The sequence below is a fragment of the Bacillus sp. FSL R7-0672 genome (assembly GCF_038601465.1).
In the GTDB taxonomy this organism is placed as follows: domain Bacteria; phylum Bacillota; class Bacilli; order Bacillales; family Bacillaceae; genus Bacillus; species Bacillus pumilus.
On sequence record NZ_CP152010.1, the window covers coordinates 2318585 to 2338725 of the forward strand.

Genomic DNA, 20141 nt, shown 5'->3' on the forward strand with positions numbered 1-20141 from the left:
ACTCTCTTTCAACGAGTGCTAATTGTATAAACAAAATTACCAAACTCAAATTAAAATGTCAATTATAACTCACCGAGAAACGCTTGAAATACTTCATTTCCTAACAATTTCCCTTTTCTTGTTAAACGAATTCCAATGTCATCTTTTACAATGAGACCTTTTTCTTCTAATTCTTCAAGAACCGAGGGAAAGAGAGCTTCTGGTGAAGCACCATATTTGGCTTGGAAGTCGGCACTTTTCACCCCTTCGATTTTTCGGAGGCCTAAAAACATTTCTTCTTCTATCTGCTCTGTTTTTGTGACTTGATGAGTTTCTTTATATGGGAACCCAGTTTGCTCAATCAGTTCCAAGTAATGCTTCACTGGTCCTGCGTTCACATTTCGGATGCCATCTACATACCCGTGTGCCCCTGCACCGAAACCGAAGTAGTCTTCATTGCTCCAATAGGTCAGGTTATGCTGGCTTTCAAAGCCAGGTTTGGCGTAATTGCTGATTTCGTATTGATGTAATCCATGGCGCTCCATTTCATCCATCACAAGCTCATACATTTCAGCCTCACGTTCTTGCGGCGGTAAATGCAGTTTTCCTTTTTGCATTAAGTTGTAAAACACCGTTTTCGGCTCCACAATCAGTGAGTAGACAGAATAATGCTCTGCTCCTAATGAGAAAGCTGTCTCAAGTGAATTCATGACATGATGCTTTTCTTGATGCGGCAAGCCAAACATGAGGTCAAGGCTTATGTTGTCAAATCCAACATCTCTTGCTCGCTCGAAAGACGTGAGAACATCTTTCTTTTGATGAACTCGTCCGATTTTTTTGAGTAAATCATCTTCAAAGGTTTGGACGCCAAAACTTAGCCGATTGACACCGGCTTCTTTTAACACATGCAGCTTCTCGAGTGATAATTCATCTGGATTCGCTTCAACTGCAAATTCAACCAGGTTTTTTGCCGGCTTTAACACACGGTGAATACTGTTCATAAGCTGGTCTAGCTGGCTGACGGTCAATGATGTCGGAGTTCCCCCGCCAATAAAGATCGTCTTTAGTTCTTGCTCGCCCTTTTGCTCGATCGTGTGCTGCATCTCTTTTTCAAGAGCCGCTAAGTATTCATCGACTGGCTGCGTTTTAATGAAAAATTTATTGAAATCACAATAGTGGCAAATGTGCTCACAAAATGGAATGTGAATGTATGCTGCTTTCATTTGATGACACCTTCTTTACAGGTAAAGAGCCGCAGTTTATCGCTGCGGCACCTTTGTTTGTTTTCGACTATAAACGCCAAGGCTGACATTGTAAAGCAGGTTGCCTTGAGGAGGTTGTTATTTTTTCGGTGTGCTGTCGTCCATCTTCAGCACAGCCATAAATGCTTCTTGCGGGACTTCAACAGAGCCCACTTGTTTCATGCGCTTTTTCCCTTCTTTTTGCTTCTCAAGAAGCTTTCTTTTCCGGGAAATGTCTCCGCCATAACATTTAGCAAGTACGTTTTTACGCATCGCTTTAATGGTAGAACGAGCCACGATTTTTTGTCCAATCGCTGCTTGAACTGGTACTTCAAAATGCTGGCGTGGAATGAGTTCTTTCAGCTTTTCTACGATGATCTTGCCTCGTTCATAGGCGTAATCGCGGTGAACAATAAAGGAAAGGGCATCGATTTTTTCACCATTCAGCATGATGTCCATTTTCACTAGAGTAGACGGACGATAGCCAATCAACTCATAATCAAAGGACGCATAGCCTTTTGTGTTGGACTTGAGCATATCAAAGAATTCATACACGATCTCCGCCAAAGGAATTTCGTACACAATGCTCACTCGGTTTGCATCAAGGTATTGCATATCAATGAAATGTCCGCGCTTTCCTTGGCAAAGCTCCATGACAGAGCCTACATAGTCATTCGGCACCATCATTGTTGCTTTCACGTATGGTTCTTCAATTTTCTCAATCTTTTGCGGATCAGGCAGATTGGATGGGTTATCGACGATGATTTTTTCTCCGTCTGTCATATACACATCGTAAATAACACTTGGTGCTGTTGTAATGAGATCGATTTTAAATTCACGTTCAATCCGTTCTTGGATGATTTCCATATGAAGCATTCCAAGAAAGCCGCAGCGGAAACCGAAGCCAAGTGCTTGGGACGTCTCTGCCTCATATTGAAGTGAAGAATCATTTAATTCAAGCTTTTCTAGCGCTTCACGTAAGTCGTTATATTTCGCTGTGTCAATCGGATAAAGACCGCAGTAAACCATTGGGTTCAGCTTTCTGTATCCTGGCAGTGCTTCTTTCGCTGGGTTCTCCGCACTTGTGATCGTATCCCCCACACGTGTATCGCCAACATTTTTAATCGCTGCTATTAAGTAGCCAACATCTCCAACAGTGAGTTCATCTGTCGGCATGGCTTTTGGTGTGAATACGCCGACTTCAAGCACTTCAAATTCTTTGCCCGTCGCCATCATTTTGATTTTCTGACCTGGTCTGACGGTTCCTTCCACAATTCGTATGTACGCAATAACGCCGCGATACGCATCGTAGAGAGAATCAAATATAAGAGCTTGAAGCGGTGCTTCTGGGTCTCCAGCAGGTGCTGGCACCTTTTCGACGATTTGTTCTAAAATATCTTCGATCCCAATACCCGCCTTAGCAGAGGTGAGAACAGCTTCAGACGCATCCAACCCGATGACATCTTCAATTTCTTCTCTTACACGCTCAGGCTCTGCACTTGGCAGATCAATTTTATTGATAATCGGAAGAATTTCTAAGTTGTTATCAAGAGCTAAATAAACGTTCGCAAGTGTCTGTGCTTCAATTCCTTGTGCTGCATCTACTACGAGAATCGCACCTTCACAGGCAGCAAGGCTTCGAGATACCTCATAGGTGAAGTCGACATGCCCTGGTGTATCAATCAGGTGCATAATATATTCTTCTCCATCCTTCGCCTTATATTTCAGCTGGACAGAGTTTAATTTAATCGTTATGCCGCGTTCACGCTCTAAGTCCATGGAATCAAGTAATTGTTCTTTCATTTCTCGCTGCGTAATCGCCGCTGTTTTTTCTAAAATACGGTCGGCCAATGTGGATTTCCCATGGTCAATATGGGCGATAATGGAGAAATTTCGAATTCTTGATTGCCGTTCTAATCGTTTTTCTTTATCTGTCACAATCTATCACTCCTACTATAAAACGCGGGTTGCGCTAGGTTAGATTATATCAATAGGGCTGTAAAGATTCAATCGAAATCAAGAAAAGCCGCTCATTGATTAGCGGCTTTAGTCATATGGTGTTGATTTGTTTATTTCCCATTCACCCAATCATAAAGAGAACGAGCTGCATGTGTCATGCCATCAGACAACGCCTTCCCTGCCTTGGAGAAAGCATTAAAGCTCTCTATTTCCTCAAGCTGCTTTTGTTTTTCGGCAAGATCCTTTTCTGTAACAGCTGTTCCTAAGATAGAGGCTTCTCGTTCTTCGTCATCGTTCATTTGGATGGAGAAAGCGCCTTTTAATTGCGGGTCATGGTAACCCTTCATTTGCAGCATGCCATTATTTGCCTGCTGCATTCCTAAAAAGACGCCAAATAGCAAGACCAGTCCTAAAATAATGGTTTTTCCAATAAATGATCCCATGCACCGTCACCACCTTAAGAGCGTTTTTTCTCATCCTTTGCTTTGCCGTTTACTTTTTCCGCATCCCAGAATATATCACTGAAGACATCAGCTGCTGCATTGGATGAATTTTTCAATTCTTCCATATTATTATCCACTCCGCCAAATTCTAAAAGAAGGGCTTTGTCGGATAAATCTTGATTATAAATTCCATTATCACCAATTTCGCCTTTGGCAAACACACCGACACTGAGCCCTTTATATTTTTTCTCCATCAAATGGTGGAACTCCGTCGCAAGCTTAAGGTTTTTCTCATAGCTTTGATTCTTCTTCCCCACAACAAACGCAATTCTCGCATATTTCTTTCCTTTGATCTCGACAGTGGTGTCTTTCTTTCTTCTTGAATCACGGTGGATATCAATTAAATATTCGAGGTCATCATTTTTCGCTAAGGCTTCTTTTACGACCAGTCTTGATTCATTATAAGACTGGGGATACTTTAACCCTTTTTGGAGAAGCCGTTTTTCAACTTCTGTTTTGTCAACCGTATTCCCGATTCCTTGCTGATCAAGCGCCTTTCCGAACATGTCGCCGACAAGGGTGACATTCACTTTTGAGTGCCGTGCATTGTTTGGATTCGTTTCTCCTTTTAAAAATGGTAAATATGATTCCGTATTATGTGTGTGGTAAATGTACACAGCTTTTCGTTTTCCTGTCGACCGGTCCGGCTCTTTCGCAGGCTTTTTTGGCACATCTTTGTCGAGCTTGTCCAGCTCTGCCAAATTTGCTTCTTTTTCATCTTGAATGACTTCACTTGGTGGCGGCGATTCCATTGGCATGTTGGTATAGTCTGTTCCTTCACCCGCTAAGATGATTTTTGTATCAAAATGTTCAAAGCCTGGAAGTTCTCTCCCTAGAAAACTACGCGGGTCTTCTAAATTGATACTGGTCGCAAGCTTGAGTGACAGTCCAGAGAAATGAAACCCTTTTTGATCTTTCGGGACGGCTGAGGCGAAATATTGGTTTTCCATGCCCATTAATGTGGCGAAAAACGCCTCGGAAAGCTCATCTGCTACACCATATAGCGAGGCTTGTGGCCTCAGCTCCGGCTTTAAAGATGTTAACGCCCCTGACATCACAAACACTACAACAAGCGAGGCTATAAATAAGAAAATGCTTTTCACTACTTTTGTTCCATTAATCGCAACGACCAACTGTCGAGGACGGCGGGGTCTTTTTTTCATGATTTACTCCCTCCAGCACGCTTTCTAGTAATTACACTATGAGCGAGCTAGAGAAAGTAGAACTAATTAATGATTATAAGAACCCATGTTATCTTGAGAGATTTTTTGATGAAGCGCTGTGTTTAATCCATTGGCGAGCACGTTTGCCATATCATCAATGAATGTATCCACTTCCTTAGGCGTCACCATTAAATTTTGCCCTAGCGGTGCAAGCACTTCATGGATCAGTTGCCGCTTCTCTTCTTCTGGAAGAGTTCCTACAATACCTAAGAAAGATTGACGTGTTTCTTCATCTGGTAAATCTTCTTCGTTTAGTACTTTTTTCTTCCCGAACGTCAAACCAGCCGGCACAAGAGAGCGGGACGGCCGGTCATCTTTCAGTTCTCTACCAAAATGCTTTAAGACATAATCAATTGTGTCACTTGCAATGGTGACTGCATCTACCACTGTTGGAACACCAATCGCAATCACTGGAATTCCCAACGTTTCTTTGCTTAATTCTTTTCGCTTATTCCCTACACCTGAACCGGGATGGATACCTGTATCAGAGATTTGAATCGTGGTATTCACCCGTTCCACTGCACGAGCAGCAAGGGCATCGATTGCAATGACAAAATCGGGTTTGGACCTCTCGATCACGCCTTGTATAATGTCGCTTGTTTCAATACCAGTCAGTCCCATCACTCCCGGTGATAAAGAAGACACTGGGCGGTAGCCTTCCTGTACATTTTCCGGCTGCAATTCAAAAAGATGACGGGTCACAAGCAGACTTTCAACCGTGAGCGGACCTAGCGCATCTGGCGTGACATTCCAGTTTCCTAGTCCTACTACAAGACAGCTCGCATCAGTCTGAATGCCTCGATCTTTTAAAAACTGAGCAAAATGATGGGCAAAGACTTCGACAACTTTTTCCTGCATCTCAGAATCTTTCTCCCGAATGCCCTGAGCCTCAAGTGTCAAGTATGTTCCTGCCTTTTTGCTGGTCAGCGCCTCCCCTTCTTTCGTGATCTCCACCGTGCGTATACGGATGCCGTGCTCCTCTTTTTCCTTTTCGACAATCCCTTGAATTCCATCCTTTTTGACAACATTCGGATCGTTCTCTTGTTCTAGTATCTCTTTTGTTTCAACAGCCAAGTCTGTCCGAATTTGATAAGCACTTAAATCAAGTTTCTGTTTCTCCATAAAAAGACTCCTTCCACCAAGTAATTAACAGTAGTCTTTCCATCTCTTGAAAGAAACATTCGAGCGCTTCATCAATGAAAAATACTTTACATTTATATTGCATTCTAAAGGTGTGTTTGATAGAATACAACTTGTTCTATTGTGAAGATTTAACCTTAAGACAATTGTGTTTAGGTTGTATCTTAGGAGGTGAAACACATGCCAAATATTAAATCAGCGATCAAACGTACAAAAACGAATAACGAACGCCGTGCACACAACGTAACAATCAAGTCTGCGATGCGTACTGCGATTAAACAAGTTGAAGTTTCTGTAGCTAACAACGATGCTGAGCAAGCAAAAGCTGCTCTTTCTTCTGCTGCAAAACGCATTGACAAAGCCGTTAAAACTGGTCTTGTACACAAAAACGCAGCTGCGCGTTACAAGTCAAGACTTGCTAAACAAGTAAACGGACTTTCTGCATAATGCTTGCAACGCCTCAGTAATGAGGCAACTGTTTAACTGTACGTCCGTCCTGACCGGCTTTGCCATTAGGACAGACTGACAATTATACATCTAAACAAAAACGACCCTCTTTTTAGAAGGTCGTTTTTTTATGTTCAAGCGCCTAATAGGCGAAGCAGAAACAATTCTAGCAATAGCTGCTTGTCCTTTTTACCGGTTTTCATTTCATAATCGATCGTTGATAGCTCTTTGACAATCTGCTTCAGCTCTTCTTCTGAAAACAGCTTTGCCTGATCCATAGCAAGTTTGACGCGGAATGGGTGGACTTTTAGATTTGAAGCAATTTGTTTTTGCCCATATCCTTGCTGAGCGAAATACTTAGTCTGCAAAATCAAACGAAATTGAGTGGATATAAGTGCTAATATTTTAATGGGTTCTTCATTTTGTTTCAGCAAATCATAAAACATCTGCATGGCCTGAGAGCGGCGTCTGTTGACAATTTGGTTAATTAATTCGAAAATATTCTGCTCTAAGCTTCTTGCAACGAGCTGATTGACATCCTTTAATTCAATTTCTTCTCGCTCTCCAATATATGTACTTAGCTTCTTGACCTCTTGAAACAATGAGGATAGGCTCCCGCCGCACAGCATCACAAGCTGCTCAGCCGCTTCAGATGTCATCGCCTTTCCTTCTGTTTTCACCAGTGTAATGGTGAAATCCGTTGTTTCTTTTGGGTTTAACTCTTTTGCCTCAACCATAGCCGCTTTCTTTTTTAACAATTTGGTGATTTTCTTCCGTTCATCCAGCTTTTCATATGGTGCTAATAAGACGAGAATGGTATAAGGCGCCGGTTTTTCTAAATAAGCTTCTAACAGAGAAAGCTCATGCTCAATCTTCTCCTTTTTCTTTTCCGCTGTAAGAAAATAAGGGTTCTTGATCAAAACGAGACGCCTTTCTCCCATAAACGGAAAGGTTTCTGCATCTGTCACAGCCTGTTCAAGCGGCACCTCTTCCATATCAAAGACGGAGTAATTAAAATCCTTTGTCTCCTCGTCTACTACAGCTTGTCTTAATTTAGCTGCTGTTTCTTGCAGTAAATACGTTTCTTTTCCATATAAGCAATAAACGGGATGGATATCCCCTCTTTTTAAATTATTCCAAACCTCAAAGACCATAAATTGAATCCCTCTCTTTCACTTCCTCCTCTATCCTAAAGTGTGTTGAGACATTAGTAAAGAGGAAGCTGAAAGTGCCGCCTCCTCATTTATAGTAAACGTCTGGTGCAAGCTCCCGGGTCAACTTGCTTCAGACGATATTCATAAAATGATCATGAAAATGGAAAACGGTTACTTTACGTTCTAGCAATTCCAAATGAGTTCAAGTATACTAAAATTAGCCAGGAGGGATGAAAATGAATGAATTTGAAAAAAATGTTCAAAGCAAGCGAAATGATGCGATCGACTCAGCTGTTGGTTTTATCGTCACATTCGGATTTTTCGCCTCAATGTTTATTTTGGCAACCATTATACACCTCGTTGGATCTTAACTTCATGAATGCTTTCTGACTGCCGTTTTGGCAGTTTTTTTTATTGATTTTGTAAGATATCATATGGAGGATGCGTGTAAAACGTTCCTTTCTCCTCAAGAAATTCAAAGGTCACACTCCCATCTCGATCTGTGCGGTACACCTTCGTTTGATGATCCTTTAGTTTTTTCAAGACTTCCTGATGAGGATGCTGATAACGATTGCGTTCACCAGCCGAAATGAGTGCATGCGACGGCTCCAGATGCCGAAGCCACTCATCACTTGTTGACCCTTTGCTCCCATGATGCCCAACCTTTAAGACATCTGCTCGCAGGTGAGGATAGGCTTCTATAATATCTCGTTCCCCTTCATGTTCAAGGTCTCCAGTGAACAGAAAGCGTTTCCCGCCAAGAGTAAAAGCTAGAACAAGTGAATCATTGTTCTTACTTGTCACCCGGTCTTGCGAAGGGTGAAGAACCTCAAATATATGCTCTCCAACTTGGAGCTGATCTCCTCTTTCTAATTCATCAATTATAATCCCTTTTTCAGCTGCTTCTTTTAGCAGCTTTGCATCCTCTGGACTTCGGGCAAAACCTTTTGGTATGGCCAGCCGCCTTACTTTATTTCGCTTGATTAAACGAACTGCCTCTCCCATGTGGTCTTGATCTGCATGCGTGAGAATCAGCACATCCAGTTTTGCTATACCTTTTGAATGGAAAAACGGGATTAGTGTTTGATCACCGATCGTAGACACTTTACGTCTTTTTTTCCATGGTTCATCATCAAAAGAAAGTCTGCCACCTGTGTCCACAAGTAGATGTCCCTTTCGGTAAGGGAGCTGAATAAACAAACTATCCCCTTGTCCGACATCCAGCATCGTGACCTCTCCTTTTTGGAGAAAATTCGGGGTGAAATAGTGTGCACTCAAGACACCAATGAGTAATATAATCGGCACGGCATAAGATTTCACGGACATTTTGCACTCCATCACAAACAGCAAAAAAACAATGGCGCTCACTTCAAGTAGAATATGCCACCAAGTCGATTTCATAAAAATCAAGTTGAACCCATCAAAAACTGCCATATATGCTGACAACTGATGACTTAGCTGGATGACCGAATCAAGCAGCTGGAACAACACTTGTCCAAGCGGAAGATAAATGATAGACAAAAGATAAAAGAGTAAGGACAGAGGCAGGACAACTGTTGTATAAAAAGGGACAAATATCATATTCAATGGGATGCTCAGCAAAGAAAATTGCTGAAAATGATATAAAAGAACAGGAAGCGAGGCAAGCTGTGCAACAAAGGAGATAAGGAATAACTGCATCACTGCGCTTTTCGCTTGTGATAAGATTCTGGTCGATAACAAAATAAAAAACGTTACCACGAATGAAAGCTGAAATCCGATATCGAATAGATATAAAGGATGAATCGCTAATAAGAATAAAAACGTTGCGCTTAATACGACAGCAGAAGGCTGTTTCATTTCTTTTGGAAGGCTTGTCATCACTAAATAGATTCCTGCCATGAGGCAGGCTCTTAAAACAGATGGTGCAGCACCTGTCAAACAAGCATAAACAGGCAGAAAGCATAATAGAAGAAGACGCGCTGTCTCTCTTGTCACACCGGCACGAAGCAGACACCAAAATAAACATGCAAGAAGCGTTTGCACATGCAGCCCTGAGATCGCTAACAGATGAATAATGCCGAGCATTTGATAGTCTCTTAGCGTGTCAGGATCAATCAATTCTCGGTCTCCAAAAATAAGAGCCTGTACAATACCTACAGAGTTTTTCGGCACATGATCTTCTAAAAATTTTAAGCCCTTTTGCCTCATCATTTGAAGATAATAGGAAGGACGATCATTTTTTGTACAGCCTTTGATTGACTGCGGTAAGAAAATAGCGCGAATGCCTTTTGATTTTAGAAATTGATCGTATTGAAACCCGTTAGGAATGGTTGCGTGTTTAGGCGCCCGAACTTCACCTGTCATATGACAGCTCATACCTGGCTCTACGTCTTTTAACGTCTCTTTTTCACGCTCTGTTTGAATGGTATAGAAAGCGGCTAACCGGTCATCTTCTGTTGACACAGTTGCCGAAAAACGATTGCCATCTGTTTTCGGAATCGTTTCAATCACAACAGAGCCGGAAAAGAATTTTTCTTGAACAGGTTGATCCGTTTCAAAAAACTCATGAACCATAAAAATAAGAGTATAGACAGCTCCACATAGGCTGATCATGAGAAAGAGTTTGGGAATTTTTTTCAGTAGGCTGAGAAGTAAAATGATGAGAAGAAAGAGAAGGAAATACATCTGAAGATGATATGCAGCCAGAGCAATTCCAACTGCTGCTGAAATTGCCCCAAACGGCAAATAATTAAACATAGGAAGTAAATAATTGATTCGCCTTCTCATGCATATCGCGAATTTCTGATTCACTAAGTCCTGATTCACTTAGTTTGCCAATTAAATCTGCAACAAAGGCTAATTTTTCTTGATTTTTTAAGTCAATGATCATTTCATCGAGTTCAACTTGTTCCGTTTGAACGCCTGCCTGCTCAAATAAATCAATGGCGTATGGGTGATTTTTATAATCCTTTGCATAGTACACGGTTCGAATACCTGCTTGAATAATGGCTTTACAGCACTGCAAACAAGGAAAATGTGTGACATATATTTCAGCATCGGCTGTAGGTGCACCAAATTTGGCACATTGTAAAATAGCGTTCATTTCCGCATGGATGGTGCGAACGCAGTGATGATCAATGACATAGCATCCCACATCTGCACAATGGACATCACCAGCAATTGAGCCATTATATCCCCCTGCAATGATACGCTTGTCTCTGACGATGGTCGCCCCAACAGCTAACCGCTCACAAGTGCTTCGTAAAGCAAGCAAATGGCTTTGCGCCATAAAATATTGATTCCATGAAATTCTTTCCACGAGCTGATCCCTCCAGAATGATGGTTGGTATTAAGTGTACATGCCTTCCTTCTATACCGTCAATTCTACTTAACGGTCAATTCATTTTTCAGCCGTTCAATGGTCTTCTCCCCAAAACCTGAAATGTTCCGCAAATCTTCAATTTGTTGAAATTCTCCGTGTTCCTCTCTGTACGTAATGATGGCTTCTGCTTTAGCTGGCCCTATCCCATTAATGGTTTGCAATTCCGCTGCATCAGCCTGATTCACATTGACACCTTGACTCTTTTCATTACCCAATGGAGCGTCAGCACCTGCTGTTTGTGCCTCTCTCTCTGCTTCTCCCTGCTTCCGGACATAAATCATCATACTGTCTTCTAGTTTTGCTGCTTGATTAATTTCAATCGTGTCTGCTTTACTAGTAAAGCCTCCTGCTCTTCGAATGGCTTCTTCTACCCGTGCATCAGATTGAAACGTATAAACACCTGGCTTTTTTACAGCCCCTTTGACTTCCACAAAAATGGAGGATGATTCATTATCGGTTTTTTCTTCTTTGTCTTCTAATGTGACTTGTTTGTCTTGATCGCCCTTCAATACACTTGGCTCTCTAGTGCTCTCCTTATTTCCTGCCAAAAGGAAGAAAGTGATGATGATCGCGCCCATGAGCCCAGCTCCGATATAAAGACTGTATTTTTTCAATGGAATGAGTCGCTTCACGTGCTCACGCTTCTTTCAATCATATTTTTCTATTGCTCAACATACTGTTTAGAAGATAACAGATCCTATGCGCCTAAGGAGGGAGAACGTTTGAATATCGGGATAATCGGTACAGGAAACATGGGTACCATACTTACTGAGGCATTTATTGAATCAAAGGCAGTCAATCCCTCATCCATCACCATTACAAACCGGACCATAGAAAAAGCGTTCAATATAAAAAAGAACCACCCAGAGCTTGAAGTAACAAAACAGCTTACAGGAGCTGTCATGGATAAAGATTTTATCTTTGTTTGTGTCAAGCCGCTTGATATTTATCCTCTTTTAAAAGAGCTGAGCCCTCTTTTAAAAGAGCACCAAACCATTGTCATTATTACAAGTCCGGTTCATCCTGAACAGCTTCAGGATATCGTTCCTTGTCAAACCGCCAGGCTGATTCCAAGCATTACGAACCGCGCTTTATCAGGTGCGTCACTTTTAACATTTGGATCGTCATGCAATGTCGCGACGAAAACAGCACTAAGACAGTTAGCTTCCTGCATTTCAACACCCATTGAAATTCATCATTCGATTACAAGAGCGGCGTCAGATATCGTCAGTTGCGGACCTGCCTTTATCAGCTTTCTCGTTCAGAAAATGATTGAAGCAGCCGTTGAAGAAACAGATATTTCTAAAGAAGAAGCCACCACCTTATCAGAAGATATGCTTGTAGGGCTTGGCCGTTTGATTGAAAAAAGAGTCTATACCCTTCCGACACTGCAAGACAAAGTGTGTGTAAAAGGCGGCGTCACGGGTGAAGGAATTAAAGCACTTGAAGTAGGTGTTCAAGATATGTTTCATCGCCTTTTTCAAAACACCCATGAAAAATTCGATGAAGATCTTGAAGCAGTTGCGCATCAATATCCACCAAGTGTGTTTACTGATGATCGCAGAAATTAATCAACTCTGCAACAAGCGAAAAAAGGGTTTTAAAAAACCATCGTTCCATTAAACGATGGTTTTTGGTTTCTTAGCTGAAATGAAATATCTTTCGGCGAATTCCCCGGGCGCTTCATTTGTAAAATCAGCGGTCACTTCTATTTGTTCAAAGCCAGCGGACTCAAGGAACGCCGCATAGGTCTCAAATGGAAATGTACGCTGTTCATGTGTCTCATCATAACGCTGATACACGTCTCCGTCCTTTACAAAAAAGCTTAAATCGTGAATGACTGAATACATGTCATCCCCTTTATCACTCTGCCAAATATAGCTGATTTCTTCATCTTGATCGGCATAAGTCGAACCTGGGAATACATCTTCCATTTTATAAGGAGTATGAACATCAAAGAGTAAAACCCCATCTGCCTCTAAAAGCTGAAACATGTTTTTAAAGGTTTTTTTGACGTCATTTTCGTTTTTTAAGTAATTCAAGGAATCACAGCATATAACCGCCGCTTGAAAGACTTGCTCAAAACCCGTCAGCTCTCTCATATCTTGATGTAAAAATTGAATGGACTGCTTTTTCGCCTGTGCTTTTTGCTGCGCGAAAGCCAGCATTTCTTCACTGAGGTCAATTCCAGTGACTGCGTGACCCTTTTCAGCTAACCGAAGAGAAATCTCTCCAGTTCCACAGCCAACATCAATAATGGCAGCATTCGGTTTGATATTCTGCTGGATCCACTGAACCCATTCATCATAAGGTGCATGTGTCATGAGCTCGTCATACACACCTGCAAACCCTTGATAAATCATGAGTTAATGCCAAGTGAAAGCGTTTCTCTCGGCGCATCTCCCCATAGCTTCTCTAAGTTGTAGTATCCTCTTTCTTCTTTGTGGAACACATGAGCAATGACATCACCAAGATCAATCAATACCCATCTTGCTTCATCAAAGCCCTCCATCTTCTTCACTTCGATTCCACTTTCCTCTGCAAGATGTTTTACTTCTCTTGCAATGGCCTGCACTTGTTTATCAGAGTTCCCGTGACAAATGAGAAAATAATCGGCAACAAGTGAGATTCCTTGCATATTAAGGGCAATAATATCCTCAGCCCGTTTATCATCGCATGCTCCTGCCGCGACGTTTAAAATTGATGATGAATCCATCCAAATTCCTCCTTAATTGTTCTTATGCACAAGTGAGTTGTAAGTCGCAAGCGTATCTGGATAGACTGGCTGATTCTTTTTCAATAAAAAGCTGATCGTGTTTTTTAGTGACTGAATCAGTGCACTATCCAAATCTTGCTCTGCTAACTCTCTTACTTCTTCAACACCAGGGAAATGACGTCCTGGTTCGATATAATCAGCGACATAAATGACCTTTTCAAGTAACGTCATGTTTGGTCTGCCTGATGTATGAAATTCAATAGCCGTTAAAATATCTTGGTCGTTAATAGCTGCTTCCTTTTTAACCAAATAGGCACCAACCGGGGCATGCCAAAGCTCGGGCGAATATTCTAGCAATAGAGGGTTCATCTGTTCCTGCTGGATAATCCCCTTCATTTCATCTTTTGGTCTAAATTTCGCATAATCATGAAAAATAGCGGCGATCTCTGTTTTTTTCACATCTGCACCGAACCGTTCCGCTAATGAAATGGCCGTCTCCATAACCCCGAGTGTATGTGTATATCTATGCTCTGTTAACTGCTCTTTGACACAGTTCAATGCTTCTTCACGATTCATATAAGTGATGCTCCTTTATATAACGCTCAACAGCTTTCGGTATCAAATAATCGACAGGTTTTCCCTGCATGATTCGTTGCCTAATCAATGTCGATGATACATCAAAAGCTGGAACATCTGCAAATAAAAGAGGATATGTCGTATTTCCGGTATAACCCGGTCTTTTCATCCCAATAAAAGTAATCATCTGAAGTAAATCATCAATTCGATGCCATTTTGGCAAATACTCGACCATGTCCGCTCCAATCATAAAAAAGAACTCATCTTCAGGATGACGCTTCTTTAAAAGCTCCACCGTATCTACTGTATAAGATGGACCCTCTCGCTCCATTTCAATGAGCTCCAATCGAAAATGTGGATTTGACTGGATCGCCGCATCCACCATTTTCACCCGGTGACGACTATCTTCTCGCTTCCGGTCTGTTTTATGAGGAGGCTTGTGATTTGGGATAAACCAAATTTCATCAAGCCCTACTTGAAAACGCACCTCATTTGCCATCAGCAAATGCCCATTATGAGGAGGATCAAACGTACCGCCGAACAACCCTATTTTTTTCATATCACATCCACCTTTACGGCAGCTTAATTTGTTTATTTTCCTTTGATTCTTTATAAAGGACAATCACATTTCCGATCGTTTGAACAAGTTCAGCTTTTGTACCTTTGACAAGTGCTTTCGCAACTTCCGTTTTGTCCTCGTCGCAGTTTTGTAATACGCTGACCTTTAACAGTTCTCTTACTTCAAGCGCCTCGGAAATTTGCTTGATCATATTGTCATTTACCCCGCCTTTTCCTACTTGAAAAATAGGTGATAAATGATGTGCTTTTGCACGTAAAAAACGTTTTTGTTTCCCTTTTAACATGGTGTTCCTCCTAATTTCTGTATCACAATTGACTTCATTTTTCTTGCGTCAGGCGTGATGCCTGTCCACAGTTCAAAGGCTCTAGCTGCTTGTCCAACAAACATGCCGACACCATCTACTGTTTTCAAACCTAACCCGGCTGCTTCTCTGAGCAGTTTTGTTTCTATTGGATTATACACAATATCACAAACAACCGCTGTTTTTTTTGCGTTCGCTAAAGAAATCGGGGTTTCTTCAACATTCGGGTGCATACCAATTGAGGTTGTATGGATGATGACATCATATTCCCCAAGCTGCTCTTCCGCCGTCTTTAATGTAATGGCACTAGAAGTGAAGTTCCCATCTGCACTTTCAATTAAAGCCTCAGCTTTTTTAATGGTGCGGTTGGTGATATCAAAGCTTTTCGGTGCATAGTCAGCGATTGTCGTATAAATCGCTCTTGCCGCTCCGCCAGCACCAATTAGGAGAAATGAAAGCTCTGATAATGGCCGATTCAAGGCTTCAAGCAATGAATGAAGAAAGCCCTCTCCATCTGTGTTGTACCCGACGAGCTGACCTTCTTCAAGCCGCACCGTATTGACAGCACGCAGGCGTTCAGCTGTCACATCAATTTTGTCAAGGTACTGCATGATGTCTACCTTGTGCGGAACAGTGACGTTAAAGCCGCTGATTCCTAAGGCTTTCATACCGCTAATCGCATCTTTCAGGTCATCATTTTCTACTTGAAAGCCATGATAATGTCCATCAATTCCAGCATCCTTTAATGCTGCATTATGAATATCCGGAGACATTGAATGGCCAACAGGGTTACCGATTACTCCGTATAAAGGTTTCAAGGTCTCTCCCCCTCTGAACATTTAAATTAACGAACGTCTCATAAACACATGAACGCCTTTTGGCGCATAGACTTTAATTTGCTTGCCTGCATCATTTGCCGTGATCCACCCTAAGCCTGAGAAGACGATATCCATTTTGGGCTGATCAATGGTAAAGGTATGCGGAACGAGTGCTGGAAAATCTTCCATCCCCTCTTTTGATGGCGGTGATAGCAGTTCCCCTGCATGTTTTTCATATAAATCATCTGCGTTCTCTAACTTTGTTCTGTGTATGTTCAGCTCATTTGGCATATAGCAGACAAATGACGTTCTGCCGCCTTTTACATAGTCAAATCGAGCCAGTCCGCCAAAATAAAGCGTTTGAGCTTCATTTAATTGGAACGTTCTCGGTTTCAATTCTTTTTTCGGTGTTAAGATCTTCAAGTCATTTTTGCTGACATAGTGCGCCATCTGATGACGGTTGATAATGCCCGGTGTATCAAATAGAGCAGATCCGTCATCAAGCGGAATCTCAATGGCATCAAGTGTTGTACCTGGATATTGGGATGTGGTGATCACATTCTCTTCGCCAGATACTTCTTTGATGATTCGATTGATAAATGTGGATTTCCCAACATTCGTACAGCCGACGACATAGACATTTCTTCCTTCGCGGTAATGATCGATCGCTTCCATCACCTCAGGTACGCCCTGACCTCTGCTTGCACTGATTAAGAACACATCGATCGGGTTCAATCCGTTTTCTTTCGCTTCCCGTTTCATCCAATGAATCAAACGATCTTTTTTCACGGATTTCGGTAAAATATCTACTTTGTTGCCGACGAGTAAAATCGGGTTACCACCGACAATACGATTCAGTCCATTAATCCAGCTTCCGTTAAAGTCAAAAATATCAACGACCTTGACAATCAGAGAATCTGTCTCTCCGATACTATGCAATATATTTAAAAAGTCGTCTTCTGTTAAAGAAACATCTTGTATTTCATTGTAGTTCTTTAACCTAAAACAGCGCTGACAGATCACATCTTCTTTCAATAGAGATGCTGCCGGCGCATATCCTAATTGATCTTTATCTTCCGTCTGAATGGCTACACCGCAGCCAATACAAACAACCTTTTCCATTATTACTCTTCCTCCCACTGAATGTGGCCCTTACGCTTTAAGGCTCCTAAAATTCTGCGTTCAATCTGCCTGTTAAACTTAGTGAAAAATCCGTCTGAGGCAGCAACAGGGACGACCAAAATCGTATGGAAGCCGTGACGATTCCCGCCTAGAACATCGGTCATGAGCTGATCCCCAATGACCACCACATCTTCTTTTTTCAATTGCATATCAGCGACGGCCTTATTAAAAGCTCTTCCCATCGGCTTTTTCGCTTTATAAATAAACGGGATATGAACTGGTTCAGAAAAAAGCTTGACCCTTTTTTCATTATTGTTCGATACAATCGTCACTTGTATCCCGTGATCCTTCATTTCTTGAAACCATTCAATTAAGCGGGGCGTCGCACTTGGACGATCCCATTCTACTAGTGTGTTATCTAAATCGGTAATAATTCCTTTTACATTTCGTTCTTTTAGTTTTTGCGGTGAAATGTGGAAAATGCTTTTCACAAATTCATCCGGTAAGAAATACTTCTTTAGCACAATTTGCACCCTTTCTTCCATTGGTTTTTCAGCGATTGTGTCGAATCAAATCACAATTTGTCTGTCTATCGAATACAATGAAAAAGTTTTCGACATATGATGAGGACCTTCAACAGGTGTGGATAATTTTACACACATTATCCACCTATATTTCATCACGCTTTCATTCAATTATAAACACTCTACCCACAAGTTATCCACTTCACCATGTGGATAACAGAACGATTGTTCTTGTTTCCCATTCATGGTAGATTAAAGGTACTTCAGAGACATTCGATCAACCTATGATGATATGTCTTTTCCTCAAGTTTTATGCCAACTTTTTCGGGGGAGGTGTTTTTCCCATCATATGGGTTTCTAGTATGAAAAAGCTGTCAGATGATTTACTTATAGAATCGTATTATAAAGCAAATGAAATGAACTTAAATCGCGACTTCATTGAATTAATTGAGACAGAAATGAAAAGACGTTCGCTCGGGCATATGCTCTCTGTTTCCTCTTAATTCCATATCACAGGAACCATGCCTCCCGAGCACTCTCCTTTTTTAAACTCAGGTGACTGATATTATATCACTTGCGCTATAGGCTTACTACTATTTTCCGTAAAAAACACCCCTTCTCAAGTAAAGAAGAGGTGTCTTATTTGCAAGGCTGTTCATTCCAAAACCATAACCCTCCACCTACGACCAAAATGACCACAAGGAACACAACAAGAAAAGCGTAACCGATTCCTGCTCCTTGAGCTGGATAAGGCGAACACGCAGGGTAAGGATAAGGGCATCCCCACATATCAGTTACCTCCTCCTAGGAAGATATACTGTTAGACTATGCTAAATGGATGGTCTTGTTTAGGCAGATGGCCATCATTTAAAAATGTTTGATGACATCACGCTCTTTGATTTCGTTATAAATGATTCTTGCCCCTTTTGGCGTCATATGATTGCCAGAAGGGTCGATCAAACCTGATTGAATCAGCGCATTGTCACTATCTTCACCAGCTTCTCGGATGAACGCTTTCCAGTTGTCGACAAGCGGTACTTGCTGATCCTTGGCAATTTCTCTCGTGATGTCATTATAGGAATTTTGCCAAGCTCTTGCACCGCCTCTCTCAGCAAAATAAGATGACTTATACCTAGAGTAATAATACAAGCCCTTTTTTCCGCCTTCTACAACAGGTACACAAGTCATGAGAATCGGGGTAACGCCTGCTTTTCTACTTTCAGAAATGAAGTAGGTTACATTTTCTTTAAATCTTTTTTTCGTCACTCGGGGATGTTTCCCGTCTAAAATCGCCGCATCATTCGTACCGAACATGATGAGGACGTAAGTTGGTTTCTGCTTTAAAATATCCTGCTCAAAGCGAAGCTTCGCATCTTCAGTCGTCTGCCCGCCAATCCCTGCGTTCTTCACTTGAATTTGACCGCGCTCGACGTTTTTCATGAGATTTACCCATTTTTCAGATGTTGGATAATCTCGGAAGTCCCAGTTTGATCCCTTTGTATTGCTGTCGCCAAATGCAATGACACTTTCTTGTTCTGGCTTTGAGCACCCAGCAGCGACACAAAGCAGGATGAAAAGGACAACATATTTCTTCACAACATTCACCTCCAAAAGCCCTCTTCATATAGTAAACGACAAGACTTTTGGTTTCAATGAATGACTGTTTTTGACGAATACTTCCTATTGCAGTTGAACTGGTACATACGCTTTGTCATGATGCAGCAGTTCGCTCACTTTGACAAATTCATATCCTCGATCCTTTAATTCAGGTATCACTTGTTTCAGTGCTTCGACCGTCTGCTTCCGGTTTCCCCCACCATCATGCAAAAGAATGATATCGCCGCCTTGAATATGAGCAATAATGCGGCTCGCAATTTTATGCGCGCCTGGTCTTGACCAGTCCTTCGGATCTTGCGTAAAGGACCACATGACCACATCATATCCTTGCTTTGACAAAATGCGAAAAGATTTCATCGTCAAGCGGCCGCCAGGAGGACGAAATAATAAGGGCCCGCCAGGCTGGAGTGAAGCAATATGAGCCGCTGATTCTTTTAGCTCCTGCTTGATCTCCTTTGATGATAACAGGTCAAAATACGTATGATTCATCGTGTGATTGCCAAGCTCATTTCCTTCGTCCACAATCCGTTCTGCGATCCTTGGATATGCGTGAACCCGGCTTCCTACGACAAAAAAGCTGGCATTTACTTGATGCTGCTTCAGCACATCCAATATTTGATTCGTGTAAACTGGATGAGGTCCATCATCAAAGGTGATCGCAATCTTCTTCCGTTCCTCTCTCATGTCCCAAAACGCTCGTCCCGTTTTTTCCAGGTCGATTCTTTTTAATGTTCGTGCCTCTATTTCATTAGGAACAAAAACGCATAATACCAATACACACATAAAGATATGCAACCCTTTCATCAGACCGCCTCCACAGAACATCATTACAGATTAAATTGCCCGCTTTCTGATGAATTCATTCAAGGTTCATGAT

Annotated in this window: 24 protein-coding genes; 4 read left to right on the forward strand and 20 right to left on the reverse strand. The window is 41.8% G+C overall.

The genetic code is table 11. The annotated features are described in order from the left end of the window. Positions 1-62: 62 nt before the first annotated feature. The 5 genes from hemW to gpr form a co-directional block, all read right to left on the reverse strand. The gene (gene hemW / locus MKY18_RS11705; RefSeq protein WP_065098448.1) at positions 63-1202 is read right to left on the reverse strand and encodes a radical SAM family heme chaperone HemW; all 1140 of its coding nucleotides are present in this window, start codon (positions 1200-1202) and stop codon (positions 63-65) included. 117 nt (positions 1203-1319) lie between these two features. Continuing rightward, the gene (gene lepA / locus MKY18_RS11710) at positions 1320-3158 is read right to left on the reverse strand and encodes a translation elongation factor 4 (RefSeq protein ID WP_106065610.1); all 1839 of its coding nucleotides are present in this window, start codon (positions 3156-3158) and stop codon (positions 1320-1322) included. A 131-nt stretch (positions 3159-3289) separates the two neighbouring features. Then, positions 3290-3622, reverse strand: coding sequence for a YqxA family protein (locus tag MKY18_RS11715; RefSeq protein ID WP_061408632.1), 333 nt, complete (start codon positions 3620-3622; stop codon positions 3290-3292). 14 nt (positions 3623-3636) lie between these two features. Beyond that, entirely contained in the window at positions 3637-4845 is a 1209-nt protein-coding gene (locus MKY18_RS11720; RefSeq protein ID WP_342497516.1) for a stage II sporulation protein P, read from the reverse strand. Between the two features lie 66 nt (positions 4846-4911). Beyond that, entirely contained in the window at positions 4912-6027 is a 1116-nt protein-coding gene (gene gpr / locus MKY18_RS11725) for a GPR endopeptidase (RefSeq protein WP_003217353.1), read from the reverse strand. Positions 6028-6225: 198 nt separating this feature from the next. Here gpr and rpsT point away from each other — a divergent pair, with 198 nt between their 5' ends. Next, positions 6226-6492 (forward strand): 30S ribosomal protein S20, encoded by a 267-nt coding sequence (gene rpsT, locus MKY18_RS11730; RefSeq protein ID WP_003217506.1) that lies wholly within the window; start codon positions 6226-6228, stop codon positions 6490-6492. Positions 6493-6626: 134 nt separating this feature from the next. On the opposite strand, the gene holA is transcribed toward rpsT, so the two are convergent. Further along, on the reverse strand, positions 6627-7646 hold the full coding sequence (gene holA, locus MKY18_RS11735) for a DNA polymerase III subunit delta (RefSeq protein ID WP_065098450.1): 1020 nt from the start codon (positions 7644-7646) through the stop codon (positions 6627-6629). Positions 7647-7882: 236 nt separating this feature from the next. On the opposite strand from holA, the gene MKY18_RS11740 reads away from it, so the two are divergent. After that, positions 7883-8017 (forward strand): YqzM family protein, encoded by a 135-nt coding sequence (locus tag MKY18_RS11740; RefSeq protein WP_003217416.1) that lies wholly within the window; start codon positions 7883-7885, stop codon positions 8015-8017. Between the two features lie 40 nt (positions 8018-8057). Here MKY18_RS11740 and MKY18_RS11745 read toward each other — a convergent pair whose 3' ends face one another. The 3 genes from MKY18_RS11745 to MKY18_RS11755 form a co-directional block, all read right to left on the reverse strand. Next, positions 8058-10385, reverse strand: a complete 2328-nt coding sequence (locus tag MKY18_RS11745; RefSeq protein WP_065098451.1) for a DNA internalization-related competence protein ComEC/Rec2 — start codon at positions 10383-10385, stop codon at positions 8058-8060. Next, positions 10378-10947, reverse strand: a complete 570-nt coding sequence (locus tag MKY18_RS11750) for a ComE operon protein 2 (protein ID WP_044139437.1) — start codon at positions 10945-10947, stop codon at positions 10378-10380. Before MKY18_RS11750 ends, MKY18_RS11745 begins: the two co-directional genes overlap by 8 nt. A 65-nt stretch (positions 10948-11012) precedes the next feature. Then, positions 11013-11642: a helix-hairpin-helix domain-containing protein gene (locus tag MKY18_RS11755; protein WP_065098452.1), complete on the reverse strand. Its 630-nt coding sequence runs from the start codon at positions 11640-11642 to the stop codon at positions 11013-11015. 90 nt (positions 11643-11732) lie between these two features. On the opposite strand from MKY18_RS11755, the gene comER reads away from it, so the two are divergent. After that, complete coding sequence (gene comER, locus MKY18_RS11760) at positions 11733-12581, forward strand: late competence protein ComER (RefSeq protein WP_065098453.1); 849 nt, start codon at positions 11733-11735, stop codon at positions 12579-12581. A gap of 48 nt (positions 12582-12629) precedes the next feature. Here the strand turns inward: comER and MKY18_RS11765 are convergent, their stop codons facing one another. The 8 genes from MKY18_RS11765 to MKY18_RS11800 are packed head-to-tail and all read right to left on the reverse strand — an operon-like array spanning position 12630 to position 17647. Further along, entirely contained in the window at positions 12630-13373 is a 744-nt protein-coding gene (locus MKY18_RS11765; protein ID WP_065098454.1) for a class I SAM-dependent methyltransferase, read from the reverse strand. Then, entirely contained in the window at positions 13370-13726 is a 357-nt protein-coding gene (gene rsfS / locus MKY18_RS11770; RefSeq protein WP_003217467.1) for a ribosome silencing factor, read from the reverse strand. The genes MKY18_RS11765 and rsfS overlap by 4 nt, the downstream gene beginning before the upstream one ends. A gap of 12 nt (positions 13727-13738) precedes the next feature. Next, positions 13739-14302 (reverse strand): bis(5'-nucleosyl)-tetraphosphatase (symmetrical) YqeK, encoded by a 564-nt coding sequence (yqeK, locus tag MKY18_RS11775; RefSeq protein ID WP_065098455.1) that lies wholly within the window; start codon positions 14300-14302, stop codon positions 13739-13741. Next, complete coding sequence (locus MKY18_RS11780; protein WP_065098456.1) at positions 14292-14861, reverse strand: nicotinate-nucleotide adenylyltransferase; 570 nt, start codon at positions 14859-14861, stop codon at positions 14292-14294. The genes yqeK and MKY18_RS11780 overlap by 11 nt, the downstream gene beginning before the upstream one ends. Before the next feature lie 13 nt (positions 14862-14874). After that, positions 14875-15165 carry a ribosome assembly RNA-binding protein YhbY gene (yhbY, locus tag MKY18_RS11785; protein WP_044139442.1) on the reverse strand — a complete coding sequence of 97 codons (291 nt, stop codon included), beginning with the start codon at positions 15163-15165 and terminating at the stop codon, positions 14875-14877. Next, positions 15159-16001 (reverse strand): shikimate dehydrogenase, encoded by an 843-nt coding sequence (gene aroE / locus MKY18_RS11790; RefSeq protein ID WP_185107015.1) that lies wholly within the window; start codon positions 15999-16001, stop codon positions 15159-15161. Before aroE ends, yhbY begins: the two co-directional genes overlap by 7 nt. Before the next feature lie 21 nt (positions 16002-16022). Continuing rightward, positions 16023-17123 carry a ribosome biogenesis GTPase YqeH gene (gene yqeH, locus MKY18_RS11795; RefSeq protein ID WP_185107017.1) on the reverse strand — a complete coding sequence of 367 codons (1101 nt, stop codon included), beginning with the start codon at positions 17121-17123 and terminating at the stop codon, positions 16023-16025. 2 nt (positions 17124-17125) lie between these two features. Then, positions 17126-17647 (reverse strand): YqeG family HAD IIIA-type phosphatase, encoded by a 522-nt coding sequence (locus tag MKY18_RS11800; protein WP_044139602.1) that lies wholly within the window; start codon positions 17645-17647, stop codon positions 17126-17128. 362 nt (positions 17648-18009) lie between these two features. Between MKY18_RS11800 and MKY18_RS11805 the strand changes: the two genes are divergently transcribed. After that, positions 18010-18150: a sporulation histidine kinase inhibitor Sda gene (locus MKY18_RS11805; protein WP_003217327.1), complete on the forward strand. Its 141-nt coding sequence runs from the start codon at positions 18010-18012 to the stop codon at positions 18148-18150. 136 nt (positions 18151-18286) lie between these two features. Here MKY18_RS11805 and MKY18_RS11810 read toward each other — a convergent pair whose 3' ends face one another. The 3 genes from MKY18_RS11810 to MKY18_RS11820 form a co-directional block, all read right to left on the reverse strand. Then, on the reverse strand, positions 18287-18436 hold the full coding sequence (locus tag MKY18_RS11810; protein ID WP_003217499.1) for a hypothetical protein: 150 nt from the start codon (positions 18434-18436) through the stop codon (positions 18287-18289). A gap of 78 nt (positions 18437-18514) precedes the next feature. Then, entirely contained in the window at positions 18515-19243 is a 729-nt protein-coding gene (locus tag MKY18_RS11815) for a GDSL-type esterase/lipase family protein (RefSeq protein ID WP_223252823.1), read from the reverse strand. Between the two features lie 84 nt (positions 19244-19327). Continuing rightward, positions 19328-20068 carry a polysaccharide deacetylase family protein gene (locus MKY18_RS11820; RefSeq protein WP_065098460.1) on the reverse strand — a complete coding sequence of 247 codons (741 nt, stop codon included), beginning with the start codon at positions 20066-20068 and terminating at the stop codon, positions 19328-19330. Between the last annotated feature and the right edge of the window lie 73 nt (positions 20069-20141).

Coding starts and splice junctions, on each gene's coding strand:
- hemW (WP_065098448.1), bottom strand. CDS start 1,202: ATGAAAGCAGCATACATTCACATTCCATTTTGTGAGCACATTTGCCAC.
- MKY18_RS11715 (WP_061408632.1), bottom strand. CDS start 3,622: ATGGGATCATTTATTGGAAAAACCATTATTTTAGGACTGGTCTTGCTA.
- MKY18_RS11720 (WP_342497516.1), bottom strand. CDS start 4,845: ATGAAAAAAAGACCCCGCCGTCCTCGACAGTTGGTCGTTGCGATTAAT.
- gpr (WP_003217353.1), bottom strand. CDS start 6,027: ATGGAGAAACAGAAACTTGATTTAAGTGCTTATCAAATTCGGACAGAC.
- rpsT (WP_003217506.1), top strand. CDS start 6,226: ATGCCAAATATTAAATCAGCGATCAAACGTACAAAAACGAATAACGAA.
- holA (WP_065098450.1), bottom strand. CDS start 7,646: ATGGTCTTTGAGGTTTGGAATAATTTAAAAAGAGGGGATATCCATCCC.
- MKY18_RS11740 (WP_003217416.1), top strand. CDS start 7,883: ATGAATGAATTTGAAAAAAATGTTCAAAGCAAGCGAAATGATGCGATC.
- MKY18_RS11745 (WP_065098451.1), bottom strand. CDS start 10,385: ATGTTTAATTATTTGCCGTTTGGGGCAATTTCAGCAGCAGTTGGAATT.
- MKY18_RS11765 (WP_065098454.1), bottom strand. CDS start 13,373: ATGATTTATCAAGGGTTTGCAGGTGTGTATGACGAGCTCATGACACAT.
- rsfS (WP_003217467.1), bottom strand. CDS start 13,726: ATGGATTCATCATCAATTTTAAACGTCGCGGCAGGAGCATGCGATGAT.
- yqeK (WP_065098455.1), bottom strand. CDS start 14,302: ATGAATCGTGAAGAAGCATTGAACTGTGTCAAAGAGCAGTTAACAGAG.
- MKY18_RS11780 (WP_065098456.1), bottom strand. CDS start 14,861: ATGAAAAAAATAGGGTTGTTCGGCGGTACGTTTGATCCTCCTCATAAT.
- yhbY (WP_044139442.1), bottom strand. CDS start 15,165: ATGTTAAAAGGGAAACAAAAACGTTTTTTACGTGCAAAAGCACATCAT.
- yqeH (WP_185107017.1), bottom strand. CDS start 17,123: ATGGAAAAGGTTGTTTGTATTGGCTGCGGTGTAGCCATTCAGACGGAA.
- MKY18_RS11805 (WP_003217327.1), top strand. CDS start 18,010: ATGAAAAAGCTGTCAGATGATTTACTTATAGAATCGTATTATAAAGCA.
- MKY18_RS11810 (WP_003217499.1), bottom strand. CDS start 18,436: ATGTGGGGATGCCCTTATCCTTACCCTGCGTGTTCGCCTTATCCAGCT.
- MKY18_RS11820 (WP_065098460.1), bottom strand. CDS start 20,068: ATGAAAGGGTTGCATATCTTTATGTGTGTATTGGTATTATGCGTTTTT.